Annotated in this window: 1 protein-coding gene; it reads left to right on the forward strand. The window is 58.7% G+C overall.

Annotated elements, in window-relative coordinates; genetic code table 11:
• Positions 1 to 79: 79 nt before the first annotated feature.
• Positions 80 to 1,147, forward strand: a complete 1,068-nt coding sequence (locus tag FMN63_RS27675; protein WP_148587404.1) for an IS110 family RNA-guided transposase — start codon at positions 80 to 82, stop codon at positions 1,145 to 1,147.
• Positions 1,148 to 1,386: the final 239 nt, after the last annotated feature.

Here is a 1,386-nt window from a genome sequence, read left to right on the forward strand (position 1 = left end):
GTAATGGGATGTGTCGGCTGCTTCCCCACCGTTGGGTTATCCTTATCCGGGATCAACCGCGCAACAAGGAGAAGCAGCCATGTGTGCAAAGAAGACAGGAAGCATCGAAGACCTCGCCGTCGTCGGGATCGACATCGGGAAAGATACGTTTCACCTGGTCGGGTTTGATCGGTCTGGCCAACTGGTCATGCGCAAGCAGATCAAGCGCTTGGCGCTGAATACCACCTTTGATCAACTCCCACGCTGCATCGTGGGAATGGAGGCTTGCCTCAGCGCCCATTTTGTCAGCCGAACGCTGCGGGGCATGGGGTTCGAGCCGCGGATCATACCGGCGATTTACGTGAAGCCGTTCAACAAGGGTCAGAAGAACGATTACAACGATGCCGAGGCGATCGCAGAAGCGGCGTTGCGGCCCAACCTTCGGACCGTTTCAGAGAAGAACCAAGATCAGCTCGACCTTCAGGCCCTGCACCGGGTCCGGGCACGGCTGGTTTCGCGGCGCACGGCCACCATCAACCAGATCCGTGCCTTTCTGATCGAACAGGGTATTACCGTTAGATCGGGGCTGCGGGCGCTGAAGAATTCCTTCGAGACGATCCTCGAACAGCGACAGGATGAGATATCGCCCCGGATGCGCGGCATTCTGATCGGGCTCTATGGCGACTGGCTCTGGCTGGACAAACGGATCGAGGATGTCTCTGGTGAGATCGAAGAGATCAGCCGCACCGAAGAGAACTGCGCCAACATCATGACAATACCCGGCATCGGGCCGATGATATCGACGGCGATGGTCGCGGCCGTCGGCAAAGGCGAGGCATTCGACCGGGGGCGAGATTTCGCGGCATGGGTTGGTCTGGTGCCTCGACAATTCAGCACCGGCGGTCGCACCATTCTCGGCAGGATCACCAAACGCGGCAGCCGCTATCTGAGGATGTTGTTCGTGCAGGCGGCGAAAGTGATCATGATGCGTCCGCAGCGATGGTCCGACTTCAGTTTCGGCCCATGGCTGACCGAGGTTGTCGCCCGTATGCCGCGAAACAAAGCGGCCATCGCGCTAGCAAACAAACTCGCTCGAACTGCCTGGAGCCTTCTGCGGCACGGCACCCGGTTCGACGCGCCAAAAGACGCGGCCATGGAAGCGATCTGAAGCCTTCCACGGCCACCAAGGAGTTCGCGATAGAGAGAACAGCATGGAACGGAGAAGATACGCCCCCAGAGTCTGACGGCCCAAATGGTCATCATGGACCTTACCGGTAATGAGACCACGGCGCGTGCGTAACCCCATCAAGGCCACGGCCCGCGAGCCGACTAACAGGCCGGATACATATGAGCGATTTCCGAAATCGTGCCAAATTCTCGATTGCGAACAGCAGCCGACACATACAT

The sequence above is a fragment of the Stappia sp. BW2 genome, from assembly GCF_008107695.1.
Taxonomy (GTDB): domain Bacteria; phylum Pseudomonadota; class Alphaproteobacteria; order Rhizobiales; family Stappiaceae; genus Roseibium.